The sequence below is a fragment of the Microbacterium sp. LWH3-1.2 genome (assembly GCF_040675855.1).
In the GTDB taxonomy this organism is placed as follows: Bacteria; Actinomycetota; Actinomycetes; order Actinomycetales; family Microbacteriaceae; genus Microbacterium.
This window is the reverse complement of sequence record NZ_JBEGIK010000001.1, coordinates 2,384,395-2,411,302: the sequence shown is the minus strand read 5'-3', so window position 1 is coordinate 2,411,302 and position 26,908 is coordinate 2,384,395. Positions and strand designations below refer to the sequence as shown.

General features: G+C 68.5%; 26 protein-coding genes. 5 read left to right on the top strand and 21 right to left on the bottom strand.

Annotation, left to right across the window (positions count from 1 at the left end; translation table 11 throughout):
- Positions 1-24: 24 nt before the first annotated feature.
- From MRBLWH3_RS11135 to MRBLWH3_RS11125, 3 genes are all read left to right on the top strand, one after another.
- Complete coding sequence (locus tag MRBLWH3_RS11135) at positions 25-1,104, top strand: ubiquinol-cytochrome c reductase iron-sulfur subunit (RefSeq protein ID WP_363431749.1); 1,080 nt, start codon at positions 25-27, stop codon at positions 1,102-1,104.
- On the top strand, positions 1,101-2,951 hold the full coding sequence (locus MRBLWH3_RS11130) for a cytochrome b (protein ID WP_414685361.1): 1,851 nt from the start codon (positions 1,101-1,103) through the stop codon (positions 2,949-2,951). The genes MRBLWH3_RS11135 and MRBLWH3_RS11130 overlap by 4 nt, the downstream gene beginning before the upstream one ends.
- A gap of 168 nt (positions 2,952-3,119) precedes the next feature.
- Complete coding sequence (locus MRBLWH3_RS11125) at positions 3,120-3,539, top strand: rhodanese-like domain-containing protein (protein ID WP_363431746.1); 420 nt, start codon at positions 3,120-3,122, stop codon at positions 3,537-3,539.
- Between the two features lie 9 nt (positions 3,540-3,548).
- Here the strand turns inward: MRBLWH3_RS11125 and MRBLWH3_RS11120 are convergent, their stop codons facing one another.
- The 6 genes from MRBLWH3_RS11120 to MRBLWH3_RS11095 form a co-directional block, all read right to left on the bottom strand.
- Positions 3,549-4,355, bottom strand: a complete 807-nt coding sequence (locus tag MRBLWH3_RS11120; RefSeq protein WP_363431744.1) for a PP2C family protein-serine/threonine phosphatase — start codon at positions 4,353-4,355, stop codon at positions 3,549-3,551.
- 54 nt (positions 4,356-4,409) lie between these two features.
- Positions 4,410-4,844, bottom strand: a complete 435-nt coding sequence (locus MRBLWH3_RS11115; protein ID WP_341999906.1) for a cytochrome c oxidase subunit 4 — start codon at positions 4,842-4,844, stop codon at positions 4,410-4,412.
- Position 4,845: 1 nt separating this feature from the next.
- A complete protein-coding gene (gene ctaD / locus MRBLWH3_RS11110) occupies positions 4,846-6,609 on the bottom strand; it encodes a cytochrome c oxidase subunit I (RefSeq protein WP_363431741.1) in 1,764 nt (587 codons plus the stop codon).
- Positions 6,609-7,508, bottom strand: coding sequence for a cytochrome c oxidase subunit II (gene coxB, locus MRBLWH3_RS11105; RefSeq protein ID WP_363431738.1), 900 nt, complete (start codon positions 7,506-7,508; stop codon positions 6,609-6,611). The genes ctaD and coxB overlap by 1 nt, the downstream gene beginning before the upstream one ends.
- A gap of 168 nt (positions 7,509-7,676) precedes the next feature.
- On the bottom strand, positions 7,677-8,042 hold the full coding sequence (gene erpA / locus MRBLWH3_RS11100; protein WP_045298933.1) for an iron-sulfur cluster insertion protein ErpA: 366 nt from the start codon (positions 8,040-8,042) through the stop codon (positions 7,677-7,679).
- Between the two features lie 123 nt (positions 8,043-8,165).
- Positions 8,166-9,566, bottom strand: coding sequence for a dipeptidase (locus MRBLWH3_RS11095; RefSeq protein WP_363431735.1), 1,401 nt, complete (start codon positions 9,564-9,566; stop codon positions 8,166-8,168).
- Between the two features lie 46 nt (positions 9,567-9,612).
- On the opposite strand from MRBLWH3_RS11095, the gene MRBLWH3_RS11090 reads away from it, so the two are divergent.
- Entirely contained in the window at positions 9,613-10,209 is a 597-nt protein-coding gene (locus MRBLWH3_RS11090) for a DUF3043 domain-containing protein (protein WP_363431733.1), read from the top strand.
- Positions 10,210-10,231: 22 nt separating this feature from the next.
- Here the strand turns inward: MRBLWH3_RS11090 and MRBLWH3_RS11085 are convergent, their stop codons facing one another.
- The 6 genes from MRBLWH3_RS11085 to MRBLWH3_RS11060 all read right to left on the bottom strand — a co-directional run bounded on the left by MRBLWH3_RS11085 (position 10,232) and on the right by MRBLWH3_RS11060 (position 18,626).
- Entirely contained in the window at positions 10,232-11,257 is a 1,026-nt protein-coding gene (locus MRBLWH3_RS11085; protein ID WP_363431730.1) for a quinone-dependent dihydroorotate dehydrogenase, read from the bottom strand.
- Between the two features lie 18 nt (positions 11,258-11,275).
- Positions 11,276-11,767 (bottom strand): transcriptional regulator NrdR, encoded by a 492-nt coding sequence (gene nrdR / locus MRBLWH3_RS11080; protein WP_363431728.1) that lies wholly within the window; start codon positions 11,765-11,767, stop codon positions 11,276-11,278.
- A 31-nt stretch (positions 11,768-11,798) separates the two neighbouring features.
- Positions 11,799-13,100, bottom strand: a complete 1,302-nt coding sequence (gene hisD / locus MRBLWH3_RS11075; RefSeq protein ID WP_363431725.1) for a histidinol dehydrogenase — start codon at positions 13,098-13,100, stop codon at positions 11,799-11,801.
- A gap of 30 nt (positions 13,101-13,130) precedes the next feature.
- On the bottom strand, positions 13,131-14,153 hold the full coding sequence (locus MRBLWH3_RS11070) for a hypothetical protein (RefSeq protein ID WP_363431722.1): 1,023 nt from the start codon (positions 14,151-14,153) through the stop codon (positions 13,131-13,133).
- 121 nt (positions 14,154-14,274) lie between these two features.
- Positions 14,275-17,745, bottom strand: coding sequence for a DNA polymerase III subunit alpha (gene dnaE / locus MRBLWH3_RS11065; protein WP_414685402.1), 3,471 nt, complete (start codon positions 17,743-17,745; stop codon positions 14,275-14,277).
- A 311-nt stretch (positions 17,746-18,056) separates the two neighbouring features.
- Positions 18,057-18,626: a GNAT family N-acetyltransferase gene (locus tag MRBLWH3_RS11060; RefSeq protein ID WP_363431718.1), complete on the bottom strand. Its 570-nt coding sequence runs from the start codon at positions 18,624-18,626 to the stop codon at positions 18,057-18,059.
- Positions 18,627-18,704: 78 nt separating this feature from the next.
- Between MRBLWH3_RS11060 and MRBLWH3_RS11055 the strand changes: the two genes are divergently transcribed.
- Positions 18,705-19,181 (top strand): NUDIX hydrolase, encoded by a 477-nt coding sequence (locus MRBLWH3_RS11055; RefSeq protein ID WP_363431715.1) that lies wholly within the window; start codon positions 18,705-18,707, stop codon positions 19,179-19,181.
- A 27-nt stretch (positions 19,182-19,208) separates the two neighbouring features.
- Here the strand turns inward: MRBLWH3_RS11055 and MRBLWH3_RS11050 are convergent, their stop codons facing one another.
- The 9 genes from MRBLWH3_RS11050 to murC all read right to left on the bottom strand — a co-directional run bounded on the left by MRBLWH3_RS11050 (position 19,209) and on the right by murC (position 26,897).
- The gene (locus MRBLWH3_RS11050) at positions 19,209-20,129 is read right to left on the bottom strand and encodes an RluA family pseudouridine synthase (protein ID WP_363431712.1); all 921 of its coding nucleotides are present in this window, start codon (positions 20,127-20,129) and stop codon (positions 19,209-19,211) included.
- Between the two features lies 1 nt (position 20,130).
- Entirely contained in the window at positions 20,131-20,940 is an 810-nt protein-coding gene (gene lspA, locus MRBLWH3_RS11045) for a signal peptidase II (protein WP_414685359.1), read from the bottom strand.
- A gap of 3 nt (positions 20,941-20,943) precedes the next feature.
- Positions 20,944-21,513 carry a DivIVA domain-containing protein gene (locus MRBLWH3_RS11040; protein WP_363431709.1) on the bottom strand — a complete coding sequence of 190 codons (570 nt, stop codon included), beginning with the start codon at positions 21,511-21,513 and terminating at the stop codon, positions 20,944-20,946.
- A gap of 134 nt (positions 21,514-21,647) precedes the next feature.
- Positions 21,648-21,947 (bottom strand): YggT family protein, encoded by a 300-nt coding sequence (locus tag MRBLWH3_RS11035; RefSeq protein ID WP_363431706.1) that lies wholly within the window; start codon positions 21,945-21,947, stop codon positions 21,648-21,650.
- A gap of 9 nt (positions 21,948-21,956) precedes the next feature.
- Entirely contained in the window at positions 21,957-22,421 is a 465-nt protein-coding gene (locus tag MRBLWH3_RS11030; RefSeq protein WP_363435459.1) for a cell division protein SepF, read from the bottom strand.
- Between the two features lie 32 nt (positions 22,422-22,453).
- Complete coding sequence (locus tag MRBLWH3_RS11025) at positions 22,454-23,140, bottom strand: YggS family pyridoxal phosphate-dependent enzyme (protein ID WP_363431703.1); 687 nt, start codon at positions 23,138-23,140, stop codon at positions 22,454-22,456.
- Positions 23,141-24,295 carry a cell division protein FtsZ gene (ftsZ, locus tag MRBLWH3_RS11020; RefSeq protein ID WP_363431700.1) on the bottom strand — a complete coding sequence of 385 codons (1,155 nt, stop codon included), beginning with the start codon at positions 24,293-24,295 and terminating at the stop codon, positions 23,141-23,143.
- A 175-nt stretch (positions 24,296-24,470) separates the two neighbouring features.
- Positions 24,471-25,484, bottom strand: coding sequence for an FtsQ-type POTRA domain-containing protein (locus MRBLWH3_RS11015; RefSeq protein WP_363431697.1), 1,014 nt, complete (start codon positions 25,482-25,484; stop codon positions 24,471-24,473).
- Between the two features lie 6 nt (positions 25,485-25,490).
- Positions 25,491-26,897, bottom strand: coding sequence for a UDP-N-acetylmuramate--L-alanine ligase (gene murC, locus MRBLWH3_RS11010; protein WP_363431695.1), 1,407 nt, complete (start codon positions 26,895-26,897; stop codon positions 25,491-25,493).
- Between the last annotated feature and the right edge of the window lie 11 nt (positions 26,898-26,908).

Here is a 26,908-nt window from a genome sequence, read left to right as displayed (position 1 = left end):
ACGTAACACTTGACGAGGAGCAGCATGGCCCACGAGGACGACCCGCTAGAGCACGAGAGGGCTTCCTGGAAGCCCTCCCCCGGGCTCGCCGTCGCGGTCACCGACCCGGTGAGCAACCCTGGCCTCCCTCCGCACCGCGAGCGGATGACCGACAAGGACCCCGCTTCCATGAAGCGCGCGGTCCGGGGAATCTACACGCTCTTCTACCTGTCGATCGCCGGCAGCATCTGGGCGATCGCCGCCTACATGCTGTTCCCGATCGAGAGCGGGCGGATCGTCGACATCCGCAACAACAACCTCTTCATCGGACTCGGCATCGCCTTCGCGCTGCTCGCCATCGGCGTCGGCGCGATCCACTGGTCCAAGGCCGTCATGTCCGACAAGGAGTTCGTCGAGCCCCGTCATGCCACGCGCGGTCGCGACACGACGCGTGAGGCCGCCATCAAGGCCTTCGCCGACGCCGACGCCGACTCGGGCTTCGGCCGCCGCGCGATGGTCCGCAACTCGCTGATCGCCGCCCTCGTGGCGTCCGTCGTGCCCGGCGTCGTCCTGTTCCGCGGTCTCGCGCCGTTCAACTCGCCGGAGAAGCCGCACGCGGGCGACCCGGTGTACCTCCTCGAGCACACCATGTGGAAGAAGGGCATGCGCCTCGCGCACGACCCTTCGGGCGAGCCCATCAAGGCGGCCGACCTGACCCTCGGCTCCGCCGTGCACGTCATCCCCGAAGCACTCGCGGACGTCTCGCACAGCGAGGGCTACCTCGACGAGAAGGCGAAGGCGATCGTCCTCCTGATCCGCATGCTCCCCGAGCAGCTCACGGAGTCCGAGGACCGCAAGGAGTGGTCGTACAACGGCATCGTCGCCTACTCCAAGGTGTGCACGCACGTCGGCTGCCCGGTGGCGCTGTACGAGCAGCAGACCCACCACCTTCTGTGCCCGTGCCACCAGTCGCAGTTCGACGTGACCGACCACGCGAAGGTCATCTTCGGCCCGGCGGCCCGCCCGCTGCCGCAGCTGCCCATCACCGTCGACGACGAGGGCTATCTCATCGCCCGCAGCGACTTCCTCGAACCCGTCGGCCCGAGCTTCTGGGAGCGTCATTGAGCACCTCAACCGTCACTGAGCAGCCTGCGGCTCCGGCGGCTCCCGTCTCACGCAACGGTGACCGCCCGCTCGGCGGGCGCTTCATCGGCGCCACCGCGAACTACATCGACGAGCGCACGAGCCTGTCGGGCTTCGTCAAGGAGCTCGGTCGCAAGATCTTCCCCGACCACTGGTCGTTCATGCTGGGTGAGATCGCGATGTGGGCGTTCGTCGTCGTGCTCCTCTCGGGCACGTTCCTGACGTTCTTCTTCCAGGCGTCGATGACCGAGACGCACTACAACGGCGCGTTCCTGCCCATGCGAGGCATCGAGATGTCGGCCGCCATGGCGTCGACCCTCGAGATCTCCTTCGACCTGCGCGGCGGCCTGCTCGTCCGTCAGATGCACCACTGGGCCGCTCTCGTGTTCGTCGCCGGCATCGGCGTCCACATGCTGCGCGTGTTCTTCACCGGCGCGTTCCGCAAGCCGCGTGAGCTCAACTGGGTGATCGGCTTCATTCTGTTCATCCTCGCGATGGGTGAGGGCTTCACCGGCTACTCGCTCCCCGACGACGTGCTCTCGGGCAACGGTCTCCGCATCATCGACGGCATGGTGAAGGGCATCCCGATCATCGGAACCTGGACATCGTTCCTGCTGTTCGGCGGACAGTTCCCCGGTGACGCCATCGTCGGTCGCCTCTACACGCTGCACATCCTCCTGCTGCCCGCGATCCTCGTCGGCCTGCTCGTGGTCCACCTCATGCTGATGGTGATCAACAAGCACACCCAGTTCGCCGGCGCGGGTCGCACGAACAGCGTCGTCGTCGGCTACCCGATGATGCCGGTCTACATGTCGAAGATGGGCGGCTTCCTGTTCATCACGTTCGGCGTGATCGTGCTCATCGCGTCGCTGTTCACGATCAACCCGATCTGGAACTACGGCCCTTACGACCCGTCCCCGGTCTCCGCCGGAACCCAGCCCGACTGGTACATCGGCTTCGCGGACGGCGCCCTGCGTCTGGTTCCGCCGGGCTGGGAGTTCGTGTTCCTCAACCGCACGTGGTCGTTCAACATCATCGTTCCGCTCGTCGGACTCGGCCTGTTCATCGTCCTCGTGCTGATCTACCCCTTCATCGAGGCGTGGGTCACCGGCGACAAGCGTGAGCACCACATCGCCCAGCGCCCCCGCAACTCCGCGACCCGCACCGCCATCGGTGCGGCCGGCGTCACCTTCTACGCGGTGCTGTGGGCCGCGGCGGCCTCCGACATCATCGCCACCCACTTCTGGCTGACGATGGAGGGCGTGATCCACACGCTCCAGGCTCTGCTGATCCTGGGTCCGGTGATCGCCTACTTCGTCACCAAGCGCATCTGCATCGCGCTGCAGAAGAAGGACCGCGAGATCTCGCTGCACGGTTATGAGTCGGGCCGCATCGTCCGCCTTCCCGGCGGCGAGTACATCGAGGTGCACCAGCCGGTCGACGACTACGAGCGCTTCAAGCTGGCCTACTTCGAGACCTATGAGCCGCTCATCGTGCGTCCGAACGCCAAGGGCCGGATCCCGTGGCACGAGAACCTCCGGGCATCGATCTCGCGCTGGTTCTTCGAGGACCGCCTGACCCCGGTCACCCAGGCCGAGCTCGACGTGGCGTTGTCTCACCAGCACCACGACCTCGACCACATCGCGGCCGAAGAGGACCTCGAGATCCAGGCGGCACACGAGCGCGCCGGTGTGCCGGACGCTCCGCACAAGCCGATCGACGACGGGAAGCACGGAGAGGTTCCGGTGCGCCCCTCGAACGTGATCGTCCCCGAGCGCGAGCCCGGCACGAAGGCCCCGCGCAACCGCGAGAAGGAGTCCGACCAATAGGTCGCCGCATTTCGCAGACGGATGCCCCGGCACGATCTTGACGATCGCGCCGGGGCATTCGTCATCCCGGGCCCAGCGACACCCCCTCCCCGCGTTCGGCAGGAATCGGACGATGTCTGACCGAGCATCCGGCGCTGGGAGCTCTTGCCCGGGGCTTAGCGTGGACGCATGACAGATGCGCTCTCCTACTTCTCCGCCAAGCTCGCCCTCGAGACAGACTCGTCGGACGTCTACGCCGCGCAGAAAGCGGGCGAGCACTTCGTCCTCGTCGATGTCCGCGGTGACGAGGCGTGGACGCAGGGGCGCATCAGCGGGGCGATCCACATGCCGTACCGCGAGATCGCCGAGCGCGCTCCGCGCGAGATCGACCCGTCCTCGTCCGTCGTCGTCTACTGCTGGAGCCCGGGCTGCAACGCCGGGGCCAAGGGCGCGATCGAGTTCGCGAAGCTGGGCTACGCCGTCAAGGAGATGATCGGCGGGTACGAGTACTGGGTGCGCGAGGGACAGCCGACCGAGAACGACGAGGGCGCACTCCCCCGCGTGTTCGACTCGCAGGTCATGGTCGTACGCACCCGCGTCGCGGGCTGAGGCGCCCGCTCAGGCCGACTCCAGACCCTCCATGAACCGCTCGGCGGCGGCCCCGTAGAAGGACGTCTGCGTGGGTCCGCCGCCGATCCCGTCCGCGTCGACGACATCGCACACGACGACGGTGACGTTGTCACGGGAACCGGCTTCGAGAGCCACCGCCACGCACGCCTCGACTGCCGTCCCCGCGTGGGGGAATTCCAGGAGGAGCGCGCGGATCTCGGCGTCCGGGACGTAGTCGGTGAGCCCGTCGCTGCACAGCAGCCACCGGTCTCCGTGCTGCGCGTCGAATGCCGTGACCGCCGCCGCATCCCGCTCCGCCCCGCTGAGCGACGCGGTGATGATGTTGCGGCGAGGGTGGGACGCGGCATCCGTGATCGAGACGATTCCCCGATCGACGAGCGCCTGCACGAGGGAATCGTCTCTGCTCGCCTGCGCGAGCTCACCGTCCCGCAGGCGGTATGCCCGCGAGTCACCGGTGTGCGCGAGCAGCAGTCCGCCACCCTGGGCGATGAACAGCCCGGTGAACGTCGTGGCCATGCCGCTCAGCGATGGATCGCGCTCGACATGAGCGCGAAGGTCCCAGTTGGCGGATCGCACAGCATCCGCCAGCTGTAGGGGCTCGAGGCCGTCCAGACGACCCGCGGCCAGCCGGTGGACGAACGCGGCCGAGGCGAGATCTCCGGCGGGTCCTCCGCCGACGCCATCGGCCACGGCGACGCCCCAGGAAGCTGTGAACGCTGCGTCCTGGTTCGTCGCGCGATGCGGGCCGATGTCCGAGCAGGCGGCCGCACGCAGAAACGCACGGGGCCCCGTCACTGACGGGTCCCCGTGCGCATCACGCAGTGTGTCATGCCGGCCGGCAGCGCCGGGTCAGCGGGCGAAGTATCCGCGGTAGTACTCGTACACCCAGCCGACGATCGCGACGACGAACACGCCGATGCCGATGGGCATGAGCCACGCACCCACAGCGAGGCCGATCATGCCCAGCGCCGCCGAGAAGGCCAGCACGATGGGCCACCACGACCACGGGCTGAACTCACCGAGCTCAGGGTCGCCGTCGTCGATGTCGGAGGTGAGGACGTCCTCGGGCAGCTCGCCGCCTTGGGCGTTGTGCACGCGGCCGATGTAGAACGCGATCAGCGCGCCCATCAGAGCCGTGAACAGCAGCGCAACGCTGCCGACCCACTCGATGGCGTGGTACCAAACCAGGTCCGGGTGGGCGATGATGTTCCAGATGGTGTAGACGATCGCCACCAGCAGGAAGAAGATCGACAGCAGCCACCAGAGTCCGGTGTTCGTGCGCACCTTACTTCACCTCTCCATCGGCAAGGTCGGCAACCGGGGCTTCGGGAGCGTCCTTCGCGGGACCGACTCCGACGGGGATGCCCGCCTCGGGGTGGTTCAGGTCGAACGCGGGCCGCTCGCTGCGGATGCGCGGGATCGACGTGAAGTTGTGACGCGGGGGCGGGCAGGAGGTCGCCCACTCGAGCGATGCACCGTAGCCCCACGGGTCGTTCACGGTCACCTTCGGCGCCTTGCGCGACGTGATCCACACGTTGAAGAGGAACGGGATCATCGAGGCGCCGAGGATGATGGCGCCGATCGTCGACACCTGGTTCTGCCAGGTCCAGCCGTCCGCCTCCGAGTAGTCCGCGTAGCGACGGACCATGCCGTCGACACCCAGCCAGTGCTGGATGAGGAACGTCATGTGGAAGCCGATGAACAACATCCAGAAGTGGACATAGCCGAGCCGCTCGTTGAGCATGCGCCCCGTCCACTTCGGCCACCAGAAGTAGAAGCCGGCGAACATCGCGAACACGACCGTGCCGAACACGACGTAGTGGAAGTGCGCGACGACGAAGTACGAGTCCGACAGTGCGAAGTCGAGGGGCGGCGACGCGAGGATCACGCCGGTGAGGCCACCGAACACGAACGACACCAGGAAGCCGAGCGCGAACACCATCGGGGTCTCGAATGTGACCGAGCCTCGCCAGAGCGTGCCGATCCAGTTGAAGATCTTCACCCCGGTGGGCACCGCGATGAGCATCGTCATCAGCGCGAAGAACGGCAGCAGCACCGCGCCGGTGACGTACATGTGGTGGGCCCACACCGCGACCGACAGTGCGGCGATCGCGATCGTCGCGTAGACCAGCGTCTTGTACCCGAAGATCGGCTTGCGGCTGAAGACCGGGAAGATCTCCGACACGATGCCGAAGAACGGCAGCGCGATGATGTACACCTCGGGGTGACCGAAGAACCAGAACAGGTGCTGCCAGAGGAGCACGCCGCCGTTGGCCGGGTCGTAGATGTGAGCGCCGAGCACGCGGTCCGCCGCGGCGGCGAGGATGGCGGCGGCCAGCACCGGGAACGCCATCAGCACGAGGATGCTGGTGATCAGCGTGTTCCACGAGAAGATCGGCATGCGCCACATGGTCATGCCGGGCGCGCGCATGGTGATGATCGTCGTGATGAAGTTCACCGCGCCGAGGATCGTGCCGAAACCACTCATGCCGAGGCCGAGCATCCAGAGGTTTCCGCCTGCGCCTGGCGAGAAGCTGGCGTTCGCGAGCGGCTGATAGGCGAACCAGCCGAATGCGGCTGCACCCTGCGGCGTGAGGAAGCCGGCGACGGCGATCGTCGAGCCGAACAGGAACAGCCAGAACGCGAACGCGTTCAGACGCGGGAATGCGACGTCGGGCGCACCGATCTGCAGCGGCAGGATCGCGTTCGCGAAGCCTGCGAACAGCGGCGTCGCGAACATCAGCAGCATGATCGTGCCGTGCATCGTGAACAGCTGGTTGTACTGCTCCTTGGTCGGGATGATCTGCATCCCGGGCTCGAAGAGCTCCGCGCGGATGATCAGCGCCATCACTCCACCCAGCAGGAAGAAGATGACGGAGGAGATCAGGTACAGGTAGCCGATCGTCTTGTGGTCGGTGGAGGTGATCCACTTGACGATGATGTTGCCCTTCTGCTCGACGCGCGATGCGCTGAGCAGGGCCGCCTGCCGTGGCGGCAGGGTCGTCGGACGCCCCTGGGACGTCTCCTGGAGAGGGAGCGTCGTCGCCATCAGTGGTCCACCTCTTCCACGTTCTCATCGATGGAACCGCCCGTGCCGGGCAGGTTCTGAAGTCGGTCGTAAGCGTCGTTGATGTCGCCGGTCTGGCCCGCCTCGCGAAGCGTGTCGAGGTAATCCTCGTACTCTGCTGCGCTCACGACCTTGACGTTGAACAGCATCATCGAGTGGTACTCGCCGCAGAGCTCGGCGCACTTGCCGGCGTACTCGCCCTCGCGGGTCGGCGTGAAGGACCAGTAGTTGTCCTTGCCGATGTACATGTCCTTCTTGTACAGGAAGTCGATGATCCAGAACGAGTGGATGACGTCGCGCGACTGCAGCTTGATCTTGACCGACTCGTTGACCGGGAGGACCAGCGTGGGGAGCTCGCTGATGACATCGCCGCGCTCGTCGGTCTGCGCCTGGACGCCCATGGTCCAGACGGTCTCGTCGTCGCTCGCACCGTCGTACTGGAAGTCCCACGACCACTGCTTGCCGATCGCCGTGATCGACACGTCAGGCTCGTCGTATTGCGTCTCGAGGATCGCCTGGTCGCGCGCGGTGAAGGCGAAGAAGCCGACGACCAGGATGAGCGGGACGATCGTGTAGAAGATCTCGATCGGCATGTTGTAGCGCAGCTGGACGGGAAGACCCATCTGGCCCTTGCGACGCCGGTAGGCGATCGCCGCCCATCCCATCAGGCCCCACGTGATGACACCGACGACGAGCAGCACGATCCACGAATTGACCCAGAGACCCGCGACCATGTCGACGTGGTTGGTGGCCGGCTGACCGTCTTCGGTGAACCCGGGGAGGAAGCCGTGCAGCTCGGTCGGGGTGCATCCGGCGAGGACTGCAGCCGCTGCGATCCCGAGTGGGAGAACGGCCCAGCGGATACGGCGTTTCGAAGGCACGGTGCACCTTTCCGATCACGAACAGGACTCTCGCCAGTCTAGGGCAACCGCCCAGGCGATTCAGGCCATCCGCTCAGGTTGGATCGTGTCGCAGGAACGGAAAAAGGCGGGCCCGGGCGCCAATCGCAGCGCACCGGACCCGCCGGAAAAGTATCCGATCGTTGGCGATCAGTGGAAGCTGTCGCCGCACGCGCACGACCCGGCCGCGTTGGGGTTGTCGATCGTGAAGCCCTGCTCCGAGATGGTGTCCTTGAAGTCGATCGTGGCGCCGTCGAGGTAGGGCACACTCATGTCGTCGACGATCACCTCGACGCCGTCGAAGTCGACCGTCTTGTCGCCGTCGAGGTAGCGCTCGTCGAAGTAGAGCTGGTAGATCAGCCCGCTGCACCCGCCGGGCTGCACGGCCACGCGAAGACGCAGGTCGTCGCGGCCCTCCTGTTCCAGCAGGTTCTTGACCTTGCCGGCGGCGGCATCGGTCAGCAGCACACCATGCTCGCGGGCGGTCTGCTCGGTCGTCAGTGCGGTGTCGGTCATGGCACTCCTCCGGAAGGGCCGCCCCGGATCGATCATCCACTCGGGCGGCGGGATGCGTCGATTCTACGCGCGCCCGCTGGTAGAAGGCTCCGGGACCGGCTCATTCGCGCCGGTGCCGCTGCGTCATGCCTGCGACGTGCGCCCGTCGAGCTTCTCGAGGAGCAGCGCCTCGGAGAGCACCGCGTTCCGGAACGTCTCGAGGTGCAGCGACTCGTTCGGGCTGTGAGCCTTCGCGTGCGGGTCCTCTACACCGGTCACCAGGATCTGCGCACCCGGAAACTCGCGCACGAGGTCGGCGATGAACGGGATCGACCCGCCGACGCCGATATCCACGGACTCGACGCCGTAGCCCTCGTGCAGCGCCTCGCGGGCAGCCTCGACGGCCCAGCCCGACGTGTCGACCAGGAAGGCGTCGCCGTAGTCCTGGTCGGTGAAGGTGAGCTGCGCCCCGAACGGCGCGTGGTCGCGCAGGTGCGACTCGATCGCGGCGTATGCCTCGCGCGCGGGCTGGCCGGGCGCGATCCGGGCGCTGATCACGACCGAGATCTCGGGGCTCAGAGTGTTGGAGGCGTTCACGACGCTCGGGGCGTCGATGCCCGTCACCGTGATCGACGGCTTGTTCCAGATGCGGCTCAGGATCGTGCCGCGACCGACGGGCGAGACGCCGGCAGGCAGCCCGGCCTCGTCGCGCAGGGTCTCCTCGGTGTACTCGGGGGTCGCAGCTTCCCGTTCCGTCAGTCCCGCCACCGCGACCGAGCCGTCCTCGTCCCACAGCGTCGCGAGCATCTTCACGGTCGCCATCATGGCGTCGGGGACGGCTCCTCCGAACATGCCGGAGTGCGAGGCGTGCTCGAGCGTGCGCACACGGAGGGTGAAGCGGGTGTTGCCGCGCAGCGACACCGTGAGCGCGGGGGTCTTGGCGTCCCAGTTGCCCGAGTCGGCGACGACGATCACGTCGGCGCGCAGCGCGTCGGCGTTGTCGGAGAGGAACTGCGCGAACGACCGCGAGCCCGCCTCCTCCTCACCCTCGAAGAACAGCGCGACACCGAGATCGAAGTCTTCGCCGACGCCCTCCTTGAGCGCGCGCAGCGCGGCCAGGTGGGCCATGATGCCGGCTTTGTCGTCGGCCGCGCCCCGACCGTACAGCCGCCCCCCCCGCACGGTCGGCTCGAACGGCGACGACGCCCAGAGCGACTCGTCGCCGACCGGCTGCACGTCGTGGTGTGCGTAGAGCAGGATCGTCGGGCGACCGTTGCGCGCGGCGCGGGTCGCGAGCACCGCGGGGCTGCCCGGCTCCCCCGTCTCCGGGATCACCGCCGTCTTGATCTGAACCGTCTCGAACAGACCGGTCCCGCGCACGAGCTCGACGACGGCATCGGCGCTGCGCTGCACCTCGGCGGGGTCGAACCCGGGGAACGCGACGGACGGGATGCGCACGAGATTGCCGAGATCGGCGAGGGTGGAGGGGATGCCGGAAGCCGCGGCTTCGCGCACAGCATCCTGTCGGGTGAGCTCAGAGGTCATGCGGGTAATCTTAAGTGCACCCCTTCTCCGTACCCGAGGATCCTTCGTGGCCAAGACACCTGCAGCTCCTTCGTCCAACGACGCACCGTCGGATGGCACCACGCTGAACGGCGTCCCCGTCAGCGGTCCCTCGAGCAAGGGACGCCCCACTCCCTCGCGCGCCGAGCAGGAGGCCGCGCGCAAGCGACCCCTCGTGCCCGACACGAAGGAGGCGCGTGCCCGTGCGAAGGCCGATCTGGCGACGCAGCGCGAGAAGGCCCGCATCGGCATGGCCAACGGCGACCAGCGCTATCTCCCTGCCCGCGACCAGGGTCCGCAGCGCAAGTTCGTTCGCGACTGGGTCGACGCCGGCTGGCACCTCGGCGAGGCCGTCATGCCCGCGATGGTGCTCGTGATCCTCGCGACCTTCCTGCCTATCCCCGAGCTGCAGTACTACGCGTTCGTCGGTCTGTGGATCTTCATCTTCTTCGTCATCGGCGACATGGTGATCACGTCGATCACCGTCAAGCGCGCTGTGCGAAAGAAGTTCGGCGAGGGCAAGGTGGAGAAGGGCCTCGGCTGGTACGCGGCCATGCGCACCGTGCAGATGCGGTTCCTCCGCCTTCCGAAGCCGCAGGTCAAGCGCGGCCAGAAGCCGGCCTGATCCGGCGCGACGCCGTCGGCCCTCAGCCTCGCTTCGCGAGGCCCCGGTTGATCTGCCGCGCCCACAGCGGGCCGCGGTAGAGGAAGGCCGTGTAGCCCTGCACGAGGGTGGCGCCGGCATCCAATCGCTCCTGCACGTCGGCGGCGGTCTCGACGCCGCCGACCGAGATCACTGCGAACTCGGCGGGCACCGCCTGGCGCAGCAGCCGCAGCACGTCGAGCGCCCGCGCCTTCAGCGGCCCTCCCGACAGTCCGCCGTCACCGGCGGCGGCCACCGTCGCCGGGTCGGTGACGAGGCCCTCGCGTGAGATCGTGGTGTTGGTCGCGATGATCCCGGACAGTCCGGCGTCGACCGCGAGTTGGGCGATCGCCACGATCTCGTCGTCGGGGAGGTCCGGCGCGATCTTCACCAGCAGCGGCGTGGCGCCCGCGGCATCGCGCACGGCATCGAGCAGCGGACGGAGAGTCTCGACCGCCTGCAGGCCGCGCAGTCCCGGCGTGTTCGGCGACGACACGTTCACCACGAGGTAGTCGGCGAGCGGCGCCAGCAGCGTCGCGCTGCGGACGTAGTCGGCGGTCGCATCCGCGACGTCGACGACCCGGCTCTTGCCGATGTTGACGCCCAGCACGGTGCGACGCGAGCGCTTGCGCAGCGTGCGCAGACGTGCAGCCGCCGCCTCGGCGCCGTGATTGTTGAAGCCCATGCGGTTCACGACGGCGCGATCCGGGATCAGCCGGAACAGCCGCGGCCTCGGGTTGCCGTCCTGCGGGATCGCCGTGACGGTGCCGACCTCGACGTGACCGAAGCCGAGGGCGTGCAGTCCCGACGCCCCCTTCACGTCCTTGTCGAACCCGGCGGCCACGCCGAACGGCGAGTCGAAGGACAGCCCCAGTGCGGTGGTCGCCAGCGCCGATGCGGGCCGGGTGATCGCACGAGTGGCCCACGAGAACGGCGGGATCCCCAGCATCCGTATCACGACCATCGCCGAATGGTGGGCGGACTCGGGGTCCATACGCGACAGGACAGTGCGGAAGAGGAGGGGATACATCCCTTCTAGGCTATCCGGTCACTCCGAGGCGGCCGCCGCGCTTTCATCGCGAGCGGGCGCGCGGCCGTGGTCGGCTCGCAGCTGGTCGATCGCGGCCTCGAAGTCCTCGAGGGAGTCGAACGCCTGGTAGACGCTCGCGAAGCGCAGGTAGGCGACCTCGTCGAGGTCGCGGAGGGGCCCGAGGATCGCGAGGCCGATCTCGTTCGCGTCGAGCTGCGAGGCACCGGTCTGACGGATGCTCTCCTCGACCGTCTGGGCGAGCACCGCAAGGTCGCCTTCGGTCACCGGCCGCCCCTGGCACGCCTTGCGCACGCCTGAGATGACCTTCTCGCGGCTGAACGGCTCGATCACGCCGGAGCGCTTGATGACGTTGAGGCTCGCCGTCTCGATCGTCGTGAAACGGCCGCCGCACTGCGGACACTGACGACGGCGACGAATGCTGAGACCGTCGTCGCTGGTGCGCGAGTCGATGACGCGCGAATCGGCGTGACGGCAGAACGGGCAGTGCATGGCAGAGACAGCCTACGCCGGGAATCCGGGCTCAGTCCTGGAAGCGGGCTGTGATGGCCTCGCCGTGGGCGGGGAGCGCTTCCGCTTCGGCCAGCGTCACGATGGCGTCGTGGACAGCGGCGAGGGCGTCGCGGTCGTACTCGATGATCTGCTGCGGACGCAGGAACGTCGCAGCCGAGAGGCCGGACGAATAGCGTGCCTGTCCCCCGGTCGGCAGGACGTGGTTGCTGCCGGCGAGGTAGTCGCCGAGGCTCACCGGGGAGTCGGCGCCGACGAAAACTGCGCCTGCGTGCACGAAGTCCTCGGGGCGCGGGTCGGCGAGGTGCAGCTCGAGGTGCTCGGGTGCATACGCGTTGCTGAACGCGGTCGCCACGGCGATGTCGTCGACGAGCACGATCGCCGACTGCGGTCCCGCGAGCGCGGCGGCGACGCGCTCGGCGTGCCGGGTTGCGGCCGCGCGGGGCGCGACGGCCTGGAGGACTCCGGCGGCGAGCCGCTCCGACGTCGTCACGAGGACGGCCGAGGCCTGCTCGTCGTGCTCGGCCTGGCTGATGAGGTCGACGGCGACCAGGCGTGCGTCGGCGCTGTCGTCGGCCACCACGAGGATCTCGGTCGCGCCGGCTTCGGCATCCGTCCCGACGAGACCCGCCACGGCACGCTTGGCGGCGGCCACGAAGTTGTTGCCGGGGCCGGTGACCACGTCGACCGGCTCGAGGCCGAGCGACGCGACACCGTGGGCGAGTGCGCCGATCGCGCCCGCCCCGCCCATCGCGTACACCTCGGTGACCCCGAGAAGCTTCGCGGCGCCGAGGATCACCGGGTGCACTCGGCCCCCGAACTCGCGCTGCGGCGGAGAGGCCAGCGCGATCTCGGACACTCCCGCGACCTGCGCCGGCACGACGTTCATGACGACGCTCGACGGGTACACGGCCTTGCCGCCGGGGACGTAGAGGCCGACGCGGCGCACCGGTTGCCACCGCTGCGTCACCCTGGCGCCGGGACCGAGCTCGGTCACCGTCGGCGGGGGCACCTGAGCGGCGGATGCCTCGCGCACGCGCTCGATCGCCTGCTCGAGTGCGGCGCGCACGGCGGGGTCGAGCGCCTCGAGCGCCTCGTCGAGGTGCGCGGCGGGGACGCGGATGTCGTGTCCCGCCACGCCGTCGAACCTGTCGGCCTGCTCGCGGAGAGCGACCTCGCCGCGCGCGGCGACGTCCTCCACGATGTGCGCGGCGGTGGCGAAGGCCTCTTCGCGCGCCGCCTCGGCACGGGGAACGGTCGCGAGGAGTTCCGCGGGCGAGAGCGTGCGCCCGCGCAGGTCGATCGTCCGGAGCATCCGTCTAAGGTACCGCGCGCGGTGCCGGGGTCAGCCGCGCGTGACGCCCGAGACGTCGTGCAGGTAGCCGATGCGGCCGTCCTCGTGGCGCACCACGAAGACGTCGCCGCGGTCCTCGATCACGAGCGCCCACGCGCTCGGGCCGATGCGGAACACCGGGATGCCGATCTCGTCGACGATGTCGCGCTCCTCGGGCACGAGCGCCCAGAAGGCCTGGTGCTGCGGCGCGGTGGCGGCCGCGGGCTCGACGGTCGACGTCGGGTTCTCGACGTGCTCGAACGACTCGCGGGCCTGCGTCGGCTCGTTCGGTGCCGGCGTGGCCGGCTCCTCGGCCGGGGCGACCTGCTCGTCGATCGGGATCACGGTGGTGGCGGAGCCGTCGTTCGCTGACGCGTCCGGCGTCGCTGCGACTCCGGGGCCGTCCGTCGCGGCGCCTGCTGGCGCGTAAGGCTCGTACTCGGGTTCCGCCTCGGGCTCCGGCTCGGGTCGGACGTACGCCGGGCGAGGTGACACACGCCGCACCGGGCGGGCGCTGCGGTGGGCCGGAACCTCCGGGCGATCACGGAAGTCCTGCGCGAACGGCGCGATGAACGGCGCGGCGACCGTGAGCACGACGCCGGCGAGCATGAGGAAGAACTCCACCCAGACGACCCACGAGGCGAGGAAGCCCTGTCCGACGGAGAGCCGCACGAACGAGGTCCACAGGATCGACAACCACAGCACGGTGGCGACCGAGAACGCGACCGAGGCGAACTGGTCGATGCCGAGCGATCCGACACGCCGGATGCCCTGCGGCGACAGGCGGCGCAGCACGATCAGGAACACCGCGATGGTGGGCACACCGATCGTCAGCACCCAGTCGATGCCGCTGGTCCAGACCGACGGCGCCGACTCGAACGGGCCGTAGATCGGGAAGAACGACACCACGAACGCGACGATCCACGTGCCGACGAGGGCGACCTCGCGGATGGAGAACGGTCCGACGCCGTACTGCGGCGGCTCTTCGGTCGCGACCGCCTCGTCGATGTTCTCGCCCTGCTTCTCGTCCGTCACGATATTTCCTTCCGGCGAGCTCCCGAGGCTCGCGTCGACCCGATATTACCCACGGCGTATGAGACGCCGATGAGACGGCGCGACGCGCGGCGACACGCGCCGGCGCCCGCGCGCGACTGCTTCACCCGAGGCATTGCGGCCCGAGAAGACCCTTGAGCTCGCCGTACAGATCCGGGGTGATCCGGACGGTATGCGGGACCTCGAAAACCTTGGCCACCGTGCCGCTGTGGAGCTTGAGCGACACCTCTGTGTCGCCGGCGTGTCGGTTCAGAGTCTGCAGGAGCTCGCCGACGAGCGCCTCGCTCGCGCGGCGCTCCGGAATGATCAGCACCAGTGCGCTGGACTCGTCCATGCTTCCCAGATCGGGCGCGAATGCCGACTGTGCATGGAGATTCATGCCATCGTCGCGCCGCGATACGCGGCCGCGCACCACGAGGATGGAGTCCGCCTGCAGCATGTGCTGGAACTCGGTGTAGGTCTTGCCCATGAACATGACCGTGATCTCGCCGTCGAAGTCCTCGACGGTGATCATCCCGTAGGGATTGCCGCTCTGCTTGGCCACGCGGTGCTGCACGCTCGTGACCAGGCCGGCGATGGTCACCTGGTCGCCGTCCCCGACGTCCTCCGAGGCGAGCAGATCGTGGATGCTGGTCGACGCGTGCTTCGCGAGCGGGATCTCGAGCCCCGCCAGGGGGTGGTCGGACACGTAGAGACCGAGCATCTCCCGCTCGAACGCGAGCTTGTCCTTCTTGGTCCACTCTGGCCGCTCGGGCACCTTGGCCGCCTGCTGAGGCTCGTCGTCTCCCCAGAGCGAGTCGAAGTCGAAGCCGACCTCGCCGTTGGCCTCGCGGCGCTTGTCGAGCACTGCGGCCTCGGTCGCGTCCTCATGGATCTCCATGAGTGCGCGGCGCGTCGAGCCCATCGTGTCGAACGCGCCGGCCTTGATGAGCGACTCGACCGTCCGCTTGTTCGCGACGTGTACCGGCACCTTCGACAGGAAGTCGTGGAAGCTCGTGTACGTCGCACCAGCCCGCGCGGCGACGATGCCGTCGACGACGTTGCCGCCGACGTTGCGCACCGCCCCGAGGCCGAAGCGGATGTCTTCACCGACGGCCGCGAAGTAGCGGATCGACTGCCCGACGTCCGGCGGGAGCACCTTGATGCCCATACGGCGGCACTCGTTGAGGTACACCGCCATCTTGTCTTTCGAGTCGCCGACGCTGGTGAGGAGCGCTGCCATGTACTCGGCCGGATAGTGGGCCTTGAGGTAAGCCGTCCAGTAGGACACGAGCCCGTAGGCGGCGGAGTGCGCCTTGTTGAAGGCGTAGTCCGAGAAGGGAAGCAGGATGTCCCACAGCGCCTGGATCGCGGCCTCACCGAACCCGCGCTCCTTCATGCCGCCGGAGAAGCCCTCGTACTGCTTGTCGAGTTCGGACTTCTTCTTCTTGCCCATCGCGCGGCGTAGGATGTCTGCTTGGCCGAGCGAGAAGCCCGCGACCTTCTGGGCGATGGCCATGACCTGCTCCTGATAGATGATCAGGCCGTAGGTCGTGTCGAGGATGTCCTTCAGGGGCTCTTCGAGTTCCGGGTGGATCGGCGTGATGTCCTGCAGCCCGTTCTTGCGCAGCGCGTAGTTCGTGTGCGAGTTCGCACCCATCGGGCCCGGGCGGTACAGGGCGATCACGGCCGAGATGTCTTCGAAGTTGTCGGGCTTCATGAGCCTGAGCAGGGATCGCATCGGCCCGCCGTCGAGCTGGAAGACACCCAGCGTGTCGCCGCGGGTGAGCAGGTCGTAGGCGGGGCGGTCGTCGAGCGTCAGGTGCTCGAGATCGAGCTCCTCCCCGCGGTTGAGGCGGATGTTGTCGAGCGCGTCCGAGATGATCGTGAGATTGCGCAGCCCCAGGAAGTCCATCTTGATGAGGCCGAGGGTCTCGCACGACGGGTAGTCGAACTGCGTGACGATCTGGCCGTCCTGCTCGCGCCTCATGATCGGGATGATGTCGAGCAGCGGCTCCGACGACATGATCACGCCCGCCGCGTGCACGCCCCACTGCCGCTTCAGTCCCTCGAGCCCGAGCGCACGGTCGAACACCGTCTTCGCCTCGGGATCGGTCTCGATCAGCGTGCGGAACTCGACAGCCTCCTTGTACCGCGGATGCTGCGGGTCGAACATTCCGTCGAGCGGCATGTCCTTGCCCATGACGGGCGGCGGCATCGCCTTGGTCAGGCGCTCCCCCATGCTGAACGGGAACCCGAGGACGCGTCCCGCGTCTTTCAGAGCCTGCTTCGACTTGATGGTGCCGTACGTGACGATCTGAGCGACCCTCTCGGAGCCGTACTTCTCGGTGACGTAGTCGATCACCTCGCCGCGGCGGCGGTCGTCGAAGTCGACATCGAAGTCGGGCATCGAGACGCGGTCCGGGTTGAGGAAGCGTTCGAAGATGAGGCCGTGCTCGAGCGGGTCGAGGTCGGTGATCTTCATCGCGTAGGCGACCATCGAGCCCGCACCCGAGCCTCGGCCGGGACCGACGCGGATGCCGTGGTCCTTCGCCCAGTTGATGAAGTCGGCGACGACGAGGAAGTACCCCGGGAAGCCCATCTGCAGGATGATGCCGGTCTCGTACTCCGCCTGCTTGCGCACCTTGTCGGGGATGCCGCCCGGGTACCGGTAGTGGAGGCCGCGCTCGACCTCCTTGATGAGCCAGCTGTCTTCGGTCTCGCCGTCGGGCACCGGGAAGCGCGGCATGTAGTTCGCGGCGGTGTTGAACTCGACCTTGCAGCGTTCCGCGATGAGCAGCGTGTTGTCGCACGCCTCGGGGTGGTCGCGGAACAGCTGGCGCATCTCCTGCGCGGTCTTGATGTAGTAGCCGTCACCGTCGAACTTGAACCGGTTCGGGTCGTCGAGGGTGGACCCCGACTGCACGCACAGCAGCGCCGCGTGCGCATCGGCCTCGTGCTGGTGCGTGTAGTGGGAGTCGTTGGTGGCCACCAGAGGGATGCTGAGATCCTTGGCGAGCCGCAGCAGGTCGGACATGATCCGCCGCTCGATCGAGAGGCCGTGATCCATGATCTCGGCGAAGTAGTTCTCCTTGCCGTAGATGTCCTGGAATTCCGCGGCCGCCGCGCGGGCCGCGTCGTACTGACCCAGGCGGAGGCGCGTCTGCACTTCGCCGGACGGGCAGCCGGTCGTCGCGATGAGCCCCTTGCCATACGTCTGCAGGAGCTCGCGGTCCATGCGCGGCTTGAAGTAGTAGCCCTCCATGCTCGACAGCGAGCTCAACCGGAACAGGTTGTGCATGCCCTCGGTGGTCTCGCTCCACAGCGTGGTGTGCGTGTACGCACCGGAGCCGGAGACGTCGTCACTCTTCTGCTCGGGCGTGCCCCACGCCACACGAGATTTGTCGCTGCGGTGGGTGCCGGGAGTGACGTACGCCTCGAGACCGATGATCGGGTTGATGCCCGCGGCCTGCGCCGCACGGTAGAACTCGAACGCCGCGAACGTGTTGCCGTGGTCGGTGACGGCGATGGCCGGCATGCCGTACTCGGCCGCAGCCTGCGTCATCGCGCCGATCTTGGCCGCTCCGTCGAGCATCGAATACTCGCTGTGCACGTGCAGATGGACGAAGGAATCGGATGCCACGCGTCGAGTCTAGGTTCGGCCGCCGACACCTGCGGCGGCATCCGTCGTGAGTCGCGCACTCCCGCCGCGAGGTCCCTTCACCCTCGACTCGAGGATGAAGGCCCGAATCTCAGAAGACTTCGTCGAGGGGTGGCCGAGCGTGTCTGACGGCAGGTCGGCGAGGTGCGACCCCAGCTGCTCCGCGAGACCGCATCGACGAAGTCGAGGTAGAGGGTGTTGGCGCGGGAGAAGCGGCGGCGCAGGAGTTCGTTCAGGCGTCCACGCTAGAGGTCGAGCCGCATGAGCACGCGGGGAAACCCCGACAGCACCGACTCGGTGTCGGCGGCCTTCACGAATCCCGCCTGCTCGAAGAGGCGGCGCGTGCCGACGTAGGCCATCGTCAGGTCGACCTTCTCGCCGCCGTTGTCGACGGGATAGCCCTCGAGCACCGGGGCGCCCTGATCGCGCGCGAAGTCGACGGCGCCCTCGATGAGCGCGTGCATGACGCCCTTCTTGCGATGACCGGGGCGCACGCGGAAGCACCACACCGACCAGGCGTCCTGTTCGTCGACGTGCGGGATCTTGCGGAACGTGGCGAAGTGCGTCTGCGCCCGCGGCGCGACGGCCGCCCACCCGACGACCTCCTCATCGTCGTACGCGAGAACGCCGATCGGTCCCTCCTCGTCGATGAGTCGCCGCACCCGTTCGCCGCGCTCGGGGCCCTTGAGCGCGAGGTTCTCCTTCGACGGGATGCGGTAGCTGAGGCAGAAGCACACGTTGGAATCCGGATTCTTCGGACCGACCATCGTCGCGACATCTTCATAGACCGTCGCCGGCCTCACCTCGATCGACATGCCAACACTCTGCCCGCAGCATCCGACATCGTCCAGGCGGTGGCGATCGCACCCCACCACGCCGCATAGGGTGTGAGCATGCCCACCCCGGATTTCGTCCTCGAGCTGCGCGAGAAGATCGGCACCCACCCCCTGCCGCTGGTCGGTGTGACGGCGGTGGTCGTCCGCGACGCCCGTGTGCTGCTCGGCCGGCGCAGTGACAACGGACACCTCACACCGGTCACCGGCATCGTGGACCCCGGCGAGGAGCCCGCCGATGCCGCCGTGCGGGAGACCCTCGAAGAGGCCGGCGTGGTCTGCCGCGTCGAGCGGCTCGCGTGGGTGCATCAGATTCCGCGGATCACGTACGACAACGGCGACCAGAGCGACTATCTCGACCTTGCGTTCCGCTGCGCGTGGGTGTCGGGCGAGCCCTACCCCGCCGACGGCGAGATGACCGAGGTCGGCTGGTACGAGCTCGCTGCCCTGCCGGCCGAGGTCAGCGCGGAGATGCGCCGTCGGATCGAGGTGGCGCTGCAGAACGAGGTCCCCGCACGCTTCGAGGGCGGCCGCTGAACTCGCCTCGGGCCGGCTCCCGCCGGCTCAGTCGCCCCGCAGCACGCCGAGTGCGTGGGCGAGGTCGGCCGGATAGTCCGACGTGAACGTCACCCAGTCCCCCGTCGAGGGGTGCGCGAACGAGAGCTCGTGCGCGTGCAGCCACTGACGGGTCAGGCCCAGCTGCGCAGACATCGTCGGATCGGCGCCGTACAGCGGATCGCCGACGCACGGATGCCGGTGCGCAGCCATGTGCACGCGGATCTGGTGGGTGCGGCCGGTCTCGAGGTGGATCTCGAGCAGCGACGCGCCAGGGAACGCCTCGAGCGTCTCGTAGTGGGTGACCGAGTCCTTGCCTTCCGGGGTCACCGCGAACTTCCACGAATGGGACGGATGCCGCCCGATCGGTGCGTCGATCGTGCCCGCGAGCGGGTCGGGGTGACCCTGCACGACGGCATGGTAGATCTTCTCGACCTCGCGCTCCTTGAATGCGCGCTTGAGCGCGACGTACGCGCTCTCGGTCTTCGCGACGACCATGAGCCCGCTCGTGCCGACGTCCAGTCGGTGCACCACGCCCTGGCGCTCGGCGGCGCCGGTCGTCGCTATGCGGTAGCCACCGGCGGCGAGAGCGCCGAGGACGGTCGGTCCCTCCCATCCGAGGGAGGGGTGCGCGGCGACACCGGAGGGCTTGTCGACCACCACGATGTCGTCGTCGTCGTAGACGATGCCGAGGTCGGGCACCTCCACGGGCACGACACGTGGCTCCTCCTTGGGCGCCCACGACACGTCCAGCCACGCGCCGCCCCGCAGCTTGTCGGACTTCGCGAGCGTGCGCCCGTCCATCGTCACACCACCGGCCTCGGCGACCTCGGCCGCGAACGTGCGGGAGAAGCCGAGCATCTTGGCGAGTGCCGCGTCTACGCGGGCGCCGTCGAGGCCGTCGGGGACGGGAAGGCTGCGCGACTCCACGTCAGAGCTGGGCGCCCGACTCGGGCCGCTTCGGATCGTGGCCCGCCTCATGCTCGGCCTCGAACTCCTCGGCCTCGCGCTCGGCCTCTTCCTCGACCTTGCGCTGCTCCGCCTCGCTGAGCGGCGGCAGGCCGCGCTCGGCGGCCGGGATGCCGGCATCGGGGTCGGCCACGGGGAACTCGTCACCGAAGCCCTCCACGGTGCCGCCCGAGGCGAACTGGTCGCCTTCGGCGCCGAGCAGCGTCTCGTCGCTCTCGTTCTCGTTCTTGTCCTTGCGGCCGTGGTCGCGCGTACCGTCCATGTGAACCCCCACGAGTACCAAGAGTGCGATCGCGATCATGTCGCACACGATGAAGATGTCGGCGACGTTGTAGATCGCCGGGGACATGCCGGGGAAGAACCACATCCACGGCGTGTTGATGAAGTCGACGACGTGCCCGACGGCGAAGCCGGGGTCGCGGAGCAGTCGGTCGGTGAGGTTGCCCAGGACGCCGCCGAGGAGGAGTCCGAGGGCGACCGCCCAGAGGCGCGAGCGCACGCGCGTCGCCGCGAGCCACGCGATGACGACGGCGACGGCGGCCAGCGCGATCGTGAAGATCCACGTCACCTCCTCGCCGAGCGAGAAGGCGGCGCCGGGATTGCGAGTCAGGTAGAAGCTCAGGAAGTCTCCGAGGACCTCGACCGGCTCCTGGTACGGCAGATTCTCGAGTGCGAGATACTTCGCCAACTGGTCGGCGGCCAGCACCAGCACCGCGAGAACCGCGATGATGGTGCCGGCCGCCGCCTGACGAAGGGGAGGTCGGCGCGACAAGGCCTAGAGGCCCAGCGCGGAGACCGGCTGTGCGCCGGACGCCGTCGCCGTGGTCTCGAGGTCGCGCAGCTTGCCCTCGATGTAGCTGCGCAGCTGCGCGCGGTAGTCCCGCTCGAAGTTGCGGAGCTCCGAGATGCGGCCCTCGAGCGACGTGCGCTCGCGCTCGAGTTTGGAGAGCTCCTCGCGACCGCGGGTCTCGGCCTCGGACACGATCGACGCGGCCTGCGACTTGGCGTCGGAGATGAGCTGGTCGCGCTGCGCGATGCCTTCGGCGACGTGCTCGTCGTGCAGGCGCTGGGCCAGCTCGATGATGCCGGCGCTCGCGGCGGGACCGGCTGCGCCGGCGGGAGCGGCCTCGACGACGGGCGCGGGGGTGGGCGCAGCTGCAGGTGCGGCAGCACCCGACTCGTACGCCGCCAGCTTGGCCTTCAGCTCCTCGTTCTCGGTGAGAGCCTTACGCCACTCCACGACGATCTCGTCGAGGAAGTCGTCGACCTCATCGGGGTCGAAACCCTCCTTGAAGCGGACGTGCTGGAACTGCTTGGTGACGACGTCATCGGGGGACAATGCCATGGTGATTCCTCTTTCGAGCGTCTGGTCGCTGGCCGATGTCGGGGCGGCCGCCGACTGGCGGCCGTTCGTATCAGCAAAGCATAGTCATCGGTTCTGAGAGTGTCGAAGCCGGCGACCGGGTCGGAATGAGTTGTTCAGCCCGCGATGGTGCGGGTGATGCTGAGCAGGATGAAGCACAGCAGCATCGTCAGCGCGAACCCGAAGTCGATCGCGATGGCACCCACCCGCAGCGGCGGGATGAAGCGGCGGAACAGCCGGATCGGCGGGTCGGTGACGGTGTAGATGATCTCCGCGGCGACGAGACCCGCGCCCCGCGGCCGCCACTCGCGGTTGAAGAACGGGATCCAGTCCAGGACCAGTCGCGAGAGCAACACGAAGACATAGAGGAGCAGCGCGAGATTGAGGATCGCTGCGATGATTTGGACGACTGCCACGTAGCCAGATTACGGCTGCGCGAACGGAACCGACTCCGGATCGGCCTGCGCGACCGCTCCGTCGCCCGACACGGCGACGTTCTCGGGCGAGAGCAGGAACACCTTGCTGGTGACCCGCTCGATGCGTCCGTACAGGCCGAGCGACAAGCCGCTCGCGAAGTCGATGAGGCGCCGCGCGTCGGCGTCGCTCATCTGCGAGAGGTTGATGATGACGGGGATGCCGTCACGGAAGTTCTCGGCGATGACCTGGGCATCGCGGTACTGCTTGGGGTGCACCGTGAGAATCTCGTTGATCGCCGCGGGCGCCGGCTGACGCACCACCGCGGGGCGATGGATCGGGGTCACCGGCGCCGCCGGCTTGTCGACCACCTTCTCGGAGGTGCGAGCACGCGGCTGAGGGGCCGGCTCTTCGTAGACCTCTTCCTCGTCGGCGAGTCCGAGGTACACCATGGTCTTCTTGAGCGGGTTCGACATCTGATCCTCCGTAGTGCTCATCTGTTCCGAGGCTAACCGCGTTCTGGCCTGGGTCCGGTGATTGCCGAACCGATGCGTAGGTGTGTCGCGCCGGCCGCGATGGCCTCGGCGAAGTCGGCAGTCATGCCGGCGGAGATCCACTCGGCGTCGGGGACGACCGAGCGCACGATGCCCGAGAGACCGTTCAGGCGCTCGAAGGCGGACGCGGGTGGCTCGTCCAGCGGTGCGACCGCCATCACCCCTCGCACGCGCAGCGAGGGCAGCGCCGCGGCATGCGAGGCGAGGGGCTCGAGGTCACCAGGGGCGACTCCCCCACGACCCGGGTCGTCGGTGAGGTTCACCTGCAGCAGCACGTCCAGGGCGGCGTCGCCCGGCTCGGCGGCGGCGTCGAGCGCGTCGGCAAGGCGGACGCGGTCGAGCGAGTGGACGACGGATGCCGCGGCCCGGATCGCACGCGCCTTGTTGGTCTGCGCCTGCCCGATGAAGTGCCAGCGCAGGCCGTCGAGGTCTCTGACTTCGACGGCCTTGCGACTGAACTCCTGCTGCCGGTTCTCCCCCACGTCGCGCACACCGAGCCCGTACAGCTCCTCCACGAGCGCCGCGGGGTGGAACTTCGTCACGACGATGCGGGTGAGCCCGGACGGGTCGCGATGCGCTGCACGCGCAGCATCCGCTATCCGTTCATCGATCGCCGCGAGACGCTCGGCGAGACCGCCCACTTACTTGAGGAAATCGGGGATGTCGAGGTCGTCGTCGCCGAAGGCCGTGTCGTACGACGACTCGGTCACCGCGCCGACCGCCACCGGAACGGCGGCCGGCGTCTCGACGGCGTCGCGGTCCTTCGCAGCCTCGTCGGCGGGCGTCACCGGCAGCGCGGGAGTCGAGACGACGCGGGCGGCCGTGATCGGCTCGATGCGGGCCTGCGGCTCGCCGCCGTCGAAGCCTGCGGCGATGACGGTGACGCGCACCTCGTCGCCGAGCGTGTCGTCGATGACGGTACCGAAGATGATGTTCGCCTCGGGGTGCGCGGCCTCCTTGACGAGCTGCGCCGCGTCGTTGATCTCGAAGATGCCGAGGTTCGATCCGCCCTGGATCGACAGCAGCACGCCGTGCGCGCCCTCGATCGAGGCCTCGAGCAGAGGCGATTCGACAGCGAGCTCCGCGGCCTTGATGGCGCGATCCGCCCCCCGCGCCGAGCCGATGCCCATGAGGGCCGACCCCGCTCCCTGCATGACCGACTTGACGTCGGCGAAGTCGAGGTTGATGAGACCGGGCGTCGTGATGAGGTCCGTGATGCCCTGCACACCGGCGAGGAGAACCTGGTCGGCCGTGGCGAACGCCTCGATCATCGAGATGCCCCGGTCGCTGATCTCGAGCAGGCGGTCGTTCGGCACCACGATGAGGGTGTCGACCTCTTCCTTCAGGCGAGCGACTCCCGTCTCGGCCTGCTGCTGCCGGCGACGACCCTCGAAGGAGAAGGGCTTCGTCACGACACCGATCGTGAGTGCTCCTATCGACTTCGCGATCTTCGCGACCACCGGGGCACCGCCGGTACCGGTGCCGCCACCCTCGCCGGCGGTGACGAAGACCATGTCGGCGCCGCGCAGCGCCTCCTCGATCTCCTCCGCGTGGTCCTCGGCGGCACGGCGACCCACCTCGGGGTCGGCACCCGCGCCGAGCCCGCGTGTGAGCTCGCGTCCCACGTCGAGCTTGACGTCGGCGTCGCTCATGAGCAGAGCCTGAGCATCGGTGTTGATCGCGATGAACTCGACGCCCCGCAGGCCGAGCTCGATCATGCGGTTGACCGCATTCACTCCGCCGCCGCCGACGCCGACCACCTTGATGACGGCGAGGTAGTTCTGGTTCTGGCTCATGCCGGCCTCCGTAGCCCTGGACCTGTCTAAACCTTCAACCTCTAGTAGAGGTATAAAGAATTGCCCGGTATGCAATTCCTTTGTCACGAAAGTAGGCGGATGCCACGCGCGCGCTCGGACCGAGTCGGCGTGTCGCGGCAACTGGTACTCGAAGTCGCGTCAGAGGGTGCGCCGGTCAGCGGACGACGACGGCGTCCGGTGACGAGACGTCGTACGAGAACACGTCAGCGGGCGGGCGGGCGGCCATCGTCGCCCGCAGCACATATGCCTTCTTCGCCGACTCCTCGGCACTGCCCCACACCACCTGCGTGTTCGTGCCGCCCAGCTCGAGCGTCACGTCGTCGGGGGTGGAGGCGGTGACCCCCGTCACCTGCGCGCGGATCTCCTCCGGCAGCGATCGCATGACCTGACCTGCCGCGGCGAACGCCTCGGAATCCACACCGCCGGTGATCGTGAGCAGCGGCGTGCCGGGGCTCGGCGTCGCCGTGGTCGAGAGGGCGACCCCCGCCGCGTCGACGAGCGTGTAGCCGGCGCGGGTCTCGATGAGGCCGACCGGCGTGCGCTCGACGATCCGCACCACGAGTTCGTGCGGCGGACGCGCCTCGAGCGCGTACGTCTCGATCAGAGGGAACGCGACGAGTTCGGCCTTGATGGCACTCTCGTCCACGAGCGGCAGCGGCGTTCCGAGCTGCCCAGACAGGGCGTCGGCGATGTCCGCGACGGCGAGCTGCTGCGCACCCACCACGGTGATCTTCTCCACCCCGAAGAGCGGACTGTACGCGGCGCCGAGAGTGCCGAGGGCGAGGAGGAGAACGGATGCTGCCGCCCCGAGCAACACCGCACGCCGGCGTCGCTGACGCACGGTGAAGCGGCGGATCTCGGCGCGCAGCGCCTTGCGCCGGGCGCGAGCCGCCTTGAACACCTCGCGGAAGCCGACGTCCGCGGCATCCGTTCCCTCCCACGTGGTCGCGTCATCCGACGCAGCCTTGGCGTCGGGCAGCGGTGTCGGCGATGCCAGCGGGATGACGGGCGCGGTGGGGTTCTCGTCGAGCGTCGGCTCTTCGCGCTCGCGCTCCGTGGCGCGCGGAGCTGCCGCGTCGGCGAGACGGGAGGGGCGTGCCGGTGCGGCCTTCTCGGCCGCCCCGCGCGAGGCGACCGGCGACTGCGGCAACGGCGACGGGCGGCGCATGCGGGCCTAGGCTCCGGCGTCCTCGCGGCCGAGGGCCTCGAGCACCTGCGGGATGATCAGGTACACGTTGCCGCAGCCGAGCGTGATGACGTAGTCGCCGTCGCGGGCGACCGACGCGGTGTAGTCGGCGGCCTCCTGCCAGTCGGGCACGTAGTGGACGTGGGACGGGTCGGCGAACGCGTCGCTCACGAGCTCTCCGGTCACGCCCGCCACCGGATCCTCGCGCGCGCCGTAGACGTCGAGCATGACCGTGTGGTCGGCGTACCGCTCGAGCACCTCGGCGAATTCGCGGTACATCTCCTGCGTGCGCGAGTAGGTGTGCGGCTGCTGGATCGCGATGAGGCGTCCGTCCCCGACGACCGAGCGCGCGGCCGCGAGGGCGGCGGCAACCTCGGTCGGGTGGTGGGCGTAGTCGTCGAAGACGCTGACGCCCCGCTCGACGCCGTGCAGCTCGAAGCGGCGGACGGTGCCGGCGAAGCCCTCGACCGCGCGGACCGCGGGCTCGAGGTCGTGGCCGAGCGTGAGCAGCACGGCGACCGCGCCGGCGGCGTTGATCGCGTTGTGCGCGCCGGGCACCGGCAGCTGCGCGTCGACGGTCACACCGTCGTGCGTGATGCGGAACGAGACCGGGCCGTCGGTCACGATGTCGGTGACCCGCACCGTGGCGCCGTCGGCTTCGCCGAAGGTGACGACGTTCGGGTGGGTCAGCTGCGCGGTGACGAGCTGCGCGCCCGCGTCGTCGGACGAGATGACGACGGCTTCGCGCGCCGCGTTCGCGAACCGGGCGAACGCGGCGTAGAACGCGTCGCGCGTGCCCCAGTGGTCGAGGTGGTCGGGGTCGACGTTCGTGATGAGCGCGACCGATGTGTCATAGAGCAGGAACGTGCCGTCGGACTCGTCGGCCTCGATCACGAAGAGGTCGTCGTCACCGCTGCCGCTGGAGACGCCGAGCTGCGCGATCACGCCGCCGTTGACGAAGGTCGGCCGGACGCCGAGGTCGCGGAGCGCCGTGACGATCATGCCCGTCGACGTGGTCTTGCCGTGCGCGCCGGCCACGGAGACGAGCCGGCGGCCGCCGATCAGCCAGTACAGCGCCTGGGACCGGTGGATCACGGGGAGGCCGCGCTCCTTGGCGAGCACGAATTCAGGGTTCTCGGGCCAGATCGCGCCGGTGTGCACGACGGTGTCGACGTCGTCGGCGAGGTTCGCGGCGTCGTGTCCGACGTAGACGGTCGCGCCGAGCTCGGCGAGCTCGCGCAGCGTCTTGCTGTCGGCGCGGTCGGAGCCCGACACGCGGATCCCGCGCTCCAGGTACATGCGGGCGAGTCCCGACATGCCGGATCCGCCGATTCCGATGAAGTGGGCGGCGGTGATGTCGACGGGGATGGGAAGACTGAGATCGGGTCTGATCATGACCGGTCAAG